This is a genomic window from Ciceribacter ferrooxidans (assembly GCF_004137355.1).
Lineage (GTDB): Bacteria > Pseudomonadota > Alphaproteobacteria > Rhizobiales > Rhizobiaceae > Allorhizobium > Allorhizobium ferrooxidans.
The window spans coordinates 69,656-77,551 of the sequence record NZ_SDVB01000042.1 but is presented as its reverse complement, the minus strand read 5'-3'; the positions used below and the strand labels follow the sequence as shown (position 1 = coordinate 77,551).

9 protein-coding genes are annotated in these 7,896 nt (G+C 64.1%); all 9 read right to left on the bottom strand.

Features of this window, described 5'->3' with window-relative positions:
* Positions 1 to 167: 167 nt before the first annotated feature.
* Positions 168 to 506, bottom strand: coding sequence for a hypothetical protein (locus EUU22_RS01170; RefSeq protein WP_165351028.1), 339 nt, complete (start codon positions 504 to 506; stop codon positions 168 to 170).
* Positions 507 to 595: 89 nt separating this feature from the next.
* Entirely contained in the window at positions 596 to 1,261 is a 666-nt protein-coding gene (locus EUU22_RS01165; RefSeq protein ID WP_129330293.1) for a L,D-transpeptidase, read from the bottom strand.
* A gap of 26 nt (positions 1,262 to 1,287) precedes the next feature.
* Complete coding sequence (locus EUU22_RS01160; protein WP_129330292.1) at positions 1,288 to 2,325, bottom strand: EscU/YscU/HrcU family type III secretion system export apparatus switch protein; 1,038 nt, start codon at positions 2,323 to 2,325, stop codon at positions 1,288 to 1,290.
* Positions 2,322 to 3,170, bottom strand: coding sequence for a tetratricopeptide repeat protein (locus EUU22_RS01155; RefSeq protein ID WP_129330291.1), 849 nt, complete (start codon positions 3,168 to 3,170; stop codon positions 2,322 to 2,324). Before EUU22_RS01155 ends, EUU22_RS01160 begins: the two co-directional genes overlap by 4 nt.
* Positions 3,167 to 3,607 carry a hypothetical protein gene (locus EUU22_RS01150; protein WP_129330290.1) on the bottom strand — a complete coding sequence of 147 codons (441 nt, stop codon included), beginning with the start codon at positions 3,605 to 3,607 and terminating at the stop codon, positions 3,167 to 3,169. Before EUU22_RS01150 ends, EUU22_RS01155 begins: the two co-directional genes overlap by 4 nt.
* Positions 3,597 to 4,826, bottom strand: coding sequence for a type II and III secretion system protein family protein (locus EUU22_RS01145; protein ID WP_245484871.1), 1,230 nt, complete (start codon positions 4,824 to 4,826; stop codon positions 3,597 to 3,599). Before EUU22_RS01145 ends, EUU22_RS01150 begins: the two co-directional genes overlap by 11 nt.
* A 196-nt stretch (positions 4,827 to 5,022) precedes the next feature.
* Entirely contained in the window at positions 5,023 to 7,176 is a 2,154-nt protein-coding gene (sctV, locus tag EUU22_RS01140; RefSeq protein ID WP_129330288.1) for a type III secretion system export apparatus subunit SctV, read from the bottom strand.
* Entirely contained in the window at positions 7,173 to 7,508 is a 336-nt protein-coding gene (locus EUU22_RS01135; RefSeq protein ID WP_129330287.1) for a tetratricopeptide repeat protein, read from the bottom strand. The genes sctV and EUU22_RS01135 overlap by 4 nt, the downstream gene beginning before the upstream one ends.
* A complete protein-coding gene (locus EUU22_RS01130; RefSeq protein ID WP_129330286.1) occupies positions 7,505 to 7,879 on the bottom strand; it encodes a hypothetical protein in 375 nt (124 codons plus the stop codon). Before EUU22_RS01130 ends, EUU22_RS01135 begins: the two co-directional genes overlap by 4 nt.
* Between the last annotated feature and the right edge of the window lie 17 nt (positions 7,880 to 7,896).

Below are 7,896 nucleotides of genomic sequence, written 5' to 3'. Positions count from 1 at the left end.
AGCCGGTCAGATCGGGGCTGGTCGGCGTGCCGTGCGGCAGCCCAAAGTGACATTTCAACTTTGCGCCGGAACGGACATTTCAATCTGGCCGCCACATTGGATGTCCCAAGGTGGGTTCAAGGATGAAGTGTGACAGCGGCGCCTCCCGACGCAACGCCAAAGAAGGTTCAAGTCACAAAAGGCATGATATCTACGCCGTCACCGGGAAATACGGTGAAGTGCGGATGGTCCTCGAAGAGCCGTGCGGCAGCATCGGCGCTTTCCGCTTCGACGATCAGATAGCCGCAGAATGGATTCACGCCTTCGGCCACGCCGTCCTTTGTCACACGCGTCGTCTTGCCCACCATGCCACCGCGATCGAGGATGAACGCAGCATTACGCTGCTCCCACGCCACCCACTGTGGTACGCCCACAGCATCGACCGCATCCTGCTTGGCTTTGGGCAGGCTTCGAAATGACGCGAGGTCTTCGGGCTTCATCGTGTAGACGGCAAGAAATCGGGGCACCGGCCTTCCCTCCATGGGCTTAGATGACTGTCAGTTTACACGACGCAACGGATCGGCCTCCTGTCGAAGGTGACGGTCTGCCGCCGACACTAGAGCACGACGACCTTGGCGCCGATCTTCACCCGTTCGTAAAGGTCGATGACGTCGTCGTTCGTCATGCGAAAACACCCCGATGACGAGGACCGACCGACGCTCTCGGGCTCGTTCGAGCCATGGATTCGATAGAGGGTGTCGCCGAGATAGATGGCGCGTGCGCCGAGCGGATTGTCGGCTCCGCCGGCCATATGGGCCGGGAGATCGGGGCGTCTCGCGCGCATGTCGGCCGGAGGACGCCAGTCGGGCCAGGCGCGTTTGCTGCTCACCGTCTCCGTTCCGTGCCAGCCATAGCCTTCTCGGCCGACGCCGACGCTGTAGCGGAGCGCCTTGCCGCCGGGCATGACGTAGTAAAGCGCATGCCGGTCCGGATCGATGACGATCGTTCCAGGCGCTTCCTGCGTGCTGTATTCCACCAGCTGCCGCGGCAGATATGTCCCCGCATCAGGGACGATCAGCACTCCCGGAGCTTGCGGTGGCGGGTATGCGGGCGGCGACATCAGAAATTCGATATAGCCGCTGTCGATCCAGACCTGGCCGCTCTCTTCGTCGAGAACCGGTGGAAACGGTTCCTCTGCCCTCGCCTGCGTCATCGTTGATGCCAGGAGGAAGGCGGCAAGCACTGGCCTCGACCATTGTTTCGGCGGCGGCAATTCCGACATGTGAAGGGTCCTCCGGCGCTGTGACATCAAATCAGACCATTTGCGACAAGGGCGTTCGCCACATCCTGGAATAGCCGGTCGGGAACCGGCGTACCGACGGGCGTCTTGGCGAGCGCTGTGGCGAGGTCCGGATCGGCGAGGAACGGGATGCCCCGGCTTCGTGCCTGCGTACGCATCGACGTGGCTCCCGGGCCCGTCGCGCGACAGACGACGATGGGCACGGGTGTCTCGCCGCGGACATAGCGAATGCCGACGGACGCCTCCCCCTCCTCTCCGATCAGCAATACGGCGCTGGAGAGACCGGTCTTCGTCGTTCCGAGGAGCCGCGCCAGTTTGCGGCGCTCCTGCCGGATAAGCGGATCGCCTTCCGTATCCTTGTGTTCGCGCTTGCTCTCCGAGCGGGTCATGCGCATTTCGCGCATGAACAACCAGCGCTGCAGGAAGACGTCGACCACGCCCATTACAATGAAGGCAGCGATCGCGATCGCGGCGATGGTCTTCAACATGGTAAGCGACGTCGCGTGCAGGCAGCCAAACCCGCAGGCCGGTGACTGGAACAGCGCTCCCAGTCCCGTATGGAAGACCACGGCGAAAGCAATGGAGAGAGCGGCGACCTTGAACAGGGCCTTGCCGAAGTCGACGACGCTCTTCAACGAGGCAATCCGCTTCAGGCCCGATGCGGGATTGATGCGGGTGAAGTCCGGTTCGAGCGGCTTGGCCGAAAAGACGAAGCCCCTGGTGATCGCGACATTGGTCGCAAGGATGGCGGCGATCGTGATGCAGAGGATGGGCAGCACCGTCGTCAGGAGTGCATCGGCGGCAATCGTGCTCAGGCGGTACCAGACGTCGGCGAAAGGACGCGTGTAGATTTGCGCCGCTTCGTCCAGAAGCCGGTCGATCTTCACCTGGAGGTCCGGTGCGACATAGAAGAGAAACAGGGTGGAAAACAGGACGACGATGCCCGAGACCATGTCGGGGCTGTGCAGCACCTGACCCTTCTTGCGCGCATCGCGTATCTTCTTTTCCGATGCGGGAAGCGTTTTCTCTTCACTCGTCTCGCTCATGTGACACCGTCACCGGCGGAGGAAAGCAGACCGATTTCCCGGGCGCGGCCGGCAGCGTCCGGGATGGAACGCAGCTTCGCCGCCTTCGCGAGGATCTGGTTCTTCTGCTTCGCCGACATATCGGGCACGGCGACCGAGCGCGCCTTCTCGCTCTCGCCGGCCATGGTAAGCACGATGAGATAGTTGATGAAATGCCGTCTTTCGGCGCGCGGCGAACTCACGACGCCCGCCATATGCGTCACCGCCTGCGTCATGTTGTTCGACAGCGCTTCGGCAAGCGCCAGGTTCGTCGCGGTGTCGAGGTTGGCGGGTTGCAACGACAAGGCCTTCGAAAAAGCGCCCTCCGCCCCCTGTCCATTGCCGCTGAAGACCAGCGCCGTTCCGAGACGGTTATAGGCGACGACCGAATTCAGCGCTTCAGCGGCCGGCGCGAGGCTTCGCGCCGCCGATTCCGCTTCGCCCTTCTGCAGCTGGGCGGTCCCCAGTCCGAGCAAGGCGGCGGCATTCCCGGGTTCTATCTCGAGAGCGGCCCGGAAGGCCTCCTCGGCCGCATCGGCGTCGCCGGCCTTGAGCCGCGCATTGCCGAGCCGGACACGCATCGACGCGTCGTTCGGGGCGTTGGCGGCCGCCCGCTCGTAGAGCGCCAATGCCGTGGCGCTTTCGCCCTTCGCTTCGATGCTCTCGGCAACGCTCAAGAGCTTCGTCTGGGCGCTCGTCTGTTTGCCCTTCTCCTTGTCGGTCGGGATCGTCGTGCAGGCGGAAAGCGCCAGAAGTGCAATGAACGCACCGGTCGCCCGACCGACAGGATGCCGGCAACAGCCGGAAGATGAAGTCGCCTTCTTCATTGCGCGATCCCCGTCGCGTTCGTTGCTGTGCCCGGTGGGATGACCTGGTCGCCGGTCCCGTCGATATAATCCTTCGCCGCGCGTGCGACGGGAGCAGCCATCGCAGGCCCCATATCGCGCCCTTGCAACAGCTGCCGTTGGTCCACAGCCATGAACTGCAGATTCAGATTGTTCGCGCAGCCGGGCGGGAGATAGAGCGGCTGATCGGCCGTGTCCGGCGTGATGCAGGCGTCCGGCACCAGCACCTGGCTCGTGGTCGTGTCGTAGCCCTTGCGAACGACCTTTCCCTTCGCCGGCGCGGTACCGGTGGTCGAGAGATACCTGTAGTTCGGAGAATAGGGCTGCGGTTGGGAACCGTTGCAGCCCGCCAGGGCGACGAGGCAGGCGAGCAGTGCTGCTGCGGGGATTACGGCTCCTGGAAGGCGATCATTCGACATAGAAGCCATATCCCTTGTTGGCTGCGGGTCTTGCCTTCTTGCGCGGCGAGGAAACCGCCCCAGCCGGGCTATCCAGCGGCGTCTTCATGTTCCGCTCCGAGGTTGGCGTCACCAGATATGGCGTTATCAGGATGACGAGTTCCGTCTCGTTGCGCTGGAACCGCTTGGACTTGAACAATTCCCCGAGGATCGGCACGTCGCCGATGACGGGCGTCTTGTTCAGCGTCTGAGACTCCTGCCTCTGGAACAGTCCCGCGATCGCGAAAGTCTGACCACTGCCGACCTCGACAGTTGTGTCCGCCCGGCGGATGCGCAGCGACGGCACCACCAGCCCACCGATCGAGACGACGCTGTCTTGTGAAACGCTGCTGACCTCGGGTCGCACCTGCAGCGCGATGCGATTGTTGGGCAGCAGCGTCGGCGTGAACTGCAGCGAGACGCCGAACTGCTTGTATTCAATGCCCACCTGCCCGTTGTCCGTCGGCACCGGCACAGGTATCTCCCCGCCTGCGAGGAAGCTGGCGGTCTGGCCGGTGACGGCGGTGATATTGGGCTCGGCGAGGATCGTCAGGATACCGTTCGCCTGCAGTGCATCGAGCAGAACGTTGACGTTGACGTGGTCGCCGCTCGCACCGATGGCGATCCCGCTGTCGTCTTCGTTGCTGGCTCCGCCAGTCCGCACGAGGCCGAAAGAGAAGGAGCCGCTGTTGACGAAGAGGCTCCAGTCGATGCCGAAGCGGGTTAGCTCGTTGCGGGCCACTTCGGCGAACCGGACGCGAATATTGACCTGGTTGGCGCCGGCGAACGTCGTGTTGTTGAGCGCCGGATTTTCGGGCGTAGCGTAGCTCTGCAGGACGTTTTCCATGTCCATCGCCTCGCCGACATTCCGCGTCTGCCCGGTTCCGACATATTTCCCGCCGAACAGGGTGATATCGACCCGTGTGTTCGGCTGCAGCGCGTGCGCCGACTCCTGCGCGGGCCTCGGATTGCCGGAGACGTGCACCTGGACGGTGCCGCGCGTCGACTGGTCGGCGCTAAGCGCGATCAGATTGGTGTCACCGGTCTTCGTCGCGTAGATGTAGACGACGCCCGGCGAGACGACGCGCACGTCGGCGATTGCGGTATCGGCGAGAAACACCGACTCGACCGGCTCGTCGAAGCGCAGGATCGTGCCCTCACCGACGCTGAGGTCCAGCACGTCGCCGTTGATGGCGTCCACCTTCACCTGCGCGCTGGCCGGAGCCGGCGCCCAATGGACCGCGAACGCGGTCAGAAAGACAAACTGAAAGAGTCCCCTCGTCGCCAAGAAGCGAAGGCTTCGCAAAACTTGCATCCCACTCCCTATTCGTTCCCCTCCCCGCGCTCCTCTGCGCGAGCAAGACATGTCTTCTTCTTTGTGATCTCGATCGATGCCGTCATGCGCGACCGTCGCTTCCGAGTTCCGGCACTCCGGCGACCGGAAGCGCGATATAGCCGAGGCACTGCACGCTGAATTCCGCGGCGATTTCCTGATACGACAGAACCGGGACCTGGAGGTCGTGACGCATCAGAAGATTTCGGATGTGCCGGCGAACGTCCATGGACGCAAGAATCGCAGGGTGCGGCTGCTGTCCCGGCGCTTGCTCCCCCCTCGCCTTGAATTCCGCGACGATCTGCGCTGCCAGCCGGTCCGGGACGGTGGTCGCCGGACCGGCGCTTCTGTCGACCGCCGCTCGCAGTTCGTCCTCGAAAGGCCGTGTCAGAAGGTAGGCGGAGACGACCCGGTTGCGGTCCGCGAGCCGGAAGCAGATCTGCCGGCCGAGGCTCGCGCGCACATGGTCGGCCAGCGCCTGCAGGTTCTGGATCTGCGATGCGCGCTCGGCGACCGTCTGGAGAATGATGCGCATATTGGTGATCGGAACATCTTCCTCGACGAGCCGGCGCAGCAGTTCGGCAAGCTTCTGCACCGACACCACGTCCCGGACTTCCCTGATCAGGTCGCCAAACGGCTCCTCCAGCCGCGAGAGAAGTGCGCGCACCTCCTGCGCATCGATGAAATCGGGGGCATAGCGGCGCATGACGCGTTCGACCAGCGTCATCACCACGTCCGCTGGCTCGCAGTAGCCGACGCCCGCGGCGTCGAGGGCTGCAGCGTGCGACTGGTCGACCCAGACGAGCTTCAACCCCATGAGATCGGGCTGGGTCACGTAGGGAATCGACATGATGTCGAGGTCGACGGCCTCCTCCCAGACCATCAGATGATCGAGCAGGAGCACGCCGTCGACGACGGGAACGGCTTCGAAGTCGATGCGGAACTCTGCCGAAGCGAGGCGCGGATCCACCTGCCGCCCGATTGCCGGAACGGCAATGCCGAGATCTTCCAGGATGGACGCGGCGAGCCCCTCCGCCCGCTCGGCAAACAACGGTTGCGGCAGGAGTTCGGCGAGCCCCTCCCCCATCGAGAGGGTCAGTCTTTGCGCCATTCCCGCCCGTTTCCCGGCGTCCGGCAAGGTTCCCGCAATATGATCGACGACCCTTCCGCCGGAGGAAACGGCGGTGTGTGCCGCCTCGCGTCGGGGCGGACCGGCGCCGGCAAGCTCTTCGCCGTACTGACGTCTGCGCGCCACATAGGCAAGCAGTCCGGCCAGGCCCGCCAGGGCCCAGAAGACCGCGAGCGGAAAGCCGGGGACAAGCCCGAAGGCAAAGAGGATCGCAGCCGCAAGCGCCAGCGCGCGGTCGCTCGCCGCGAGTTGCCCGAGGATTTCGCTGCCGAGGTCCTGCGGGCGCTCGGCGGACGGCACGCGCGTAACGACGGCTCCCGCCGCCACAGCCATCATCAGTGCCGGTATCTGGGAAATGAGGCCATCGCCGACTGTCAGAAGCGAATAGGTGTGCGCTGCCTCGCCGACCGTCAGGCCGCGCTGGAATGACCCGATCGTCAGCCCGCCGATGAGATTGATCGCGATGATGAGCAATCCCGCTACGGCATCGCCCTTGACGAATTTCATCGCGCCGTCCATCGCGCCGTAGAACTGGCTCTCCCGCTCGAGGGCGTCGCGTTTCCGGCGCGCCTCCTGCTGGTCGATGTCACCGCTGCGCGCCTCGTTGTCGATGCTCATCTGCTTGCCCGGCATCGCGTCGAGCGCGAAGCGCGCGCCAACCTCGGCGACGCGCTCGGCGCCCTTGGTGATGACGACGAACTGGGCGATGGTGATGATCAGGAAGACGATGAGCCCGACGAGGACGTCACCGCCGACGACGAAGGATCCGAAGGCCGCGACGATCTGCCCGGCATCCGCTTGGGTCAGGATCAGCCGCGTCGTGGTGATCGCGAGGGCCAGCCGGAAAAGCGTTCCAAGCAGGATGATCGAAGGCAGCGAGGAGAACTGAGCCGGGCTTGAAATATAGAGTGCGCCGACGAGAATGAGCAGGCTGTAGAAGAAGTTGAAGCCGATCAACAAGTCGACGAGCATCGTCGGCATCGGAACGATCATCATGGTGATCGCTAGCATCACCACGGCGGCGACGACGATGTCGGACCGCCTTGATGCCGCCCGGGCGAACTGGTTGACTGCCGCGATCGCGTTCATTCGGCCGCCCTCGCCTGAAGAAAGGCCTCGAAGGCGTCACGGGCCTGTTCCTTCTCTCCGCGCTCCCATCGCGCATGGCTCTTCAGGCGCAGTACGGCGGGGTTGATGTCGTCGGAAATGTCTTCGATCCGCTCGATGGCGGCGAGCGCGCGCGGGACGGCGCCGGTCGCGACGAACGCCTCCGCCAGCGAATGCAGCACGGCAACGTCGTTCGGCGCCATTCTTGCGGCCAGCAGAAGGAACACCAGTCCACGTTTGTGGTGCCCGGCCCGACAGTAGAGCGAACCGAGTGCATGGAGGAATTCGAGGCTGTCCGCGCGTCGTTGCGTCAACTGCGTTGTGCCTGCATGAGCCGGTGCTGGAGATCGCGTCTGCTTTCGATCTCGTCAGTCAGCATCGATACGGTGAGCTTGGCGATGTCCTCCTCAAGGTCCAGTCCGGGCACGACCTCCCGGACGATGTAGGCCAATAGCTCCTGCGAACGCGACAGGTCGAACAGCGTCGCACTCGAAAGCCTCGCCCGCTCGCTCGCCTCTGCCCCGACTTTGCCGGACGATGTCTTCCGGCGGGCCTGACGGATCGACTGCAGGAGCTTCGCGTCGAACTCCTGCGACTGGGCACGGCCGACGGCTTCCGGTCGCAACGATACCGCCTGTGCCTGGCCGCGGCTGCGATTGTCGTTTCGGCGGACGTCGATGCTCATCTTGCTGTCCCTCTCGT

Excerpts from the sequence above, each read along its gene's own strand:
- EUU22_RS01165 (WP_129330293.1), bottom strand. The coding sequence starts at position 1,261 with ATGTCGGAATTGCCGCCGCCGAAACAATGGTCGAGGCCAGTGCTTGCC.
- EUU22_RS01160 (WP_129330292.1), bottom strand. The coding sequence starts at position 2,325 with ATGAGCGAGACGAGTGAAGAGAAAACGCTTCCCGCATCGGAAAAGAAG.
- EUU22_RS01155 (WP_129330291.1), bottom strand. The coding sequence starts at position 3,170 with ATGAAGAAGGCGACTTCATCTTCCGGCTGTTGCCGGCATCCTGTCGGT.
- EUU22_RS01150 (WP_129330290.1), bottom strand. The coding sequence starts at position 3,607 with ATGTCGAATGATCGCCTTCCAGGAGCCGTAATCCCCGCAGCAGCACTG.
- sctV (WP_129330288.1), bottom strand. The coding sequence starts at position 7,176 with ATGAACGCGATCGCGGCAGTCAACCAGTTCGCCCGGGCGGCATCAAGG.
- EUU22_RS01130 (WP_129330286.1), bottom strand. The coding sequence starts at position 7,879 with ATGAGCATCGACGTCCGCCGAAACGACAATCGCAGCCGCGGCCAGGCA.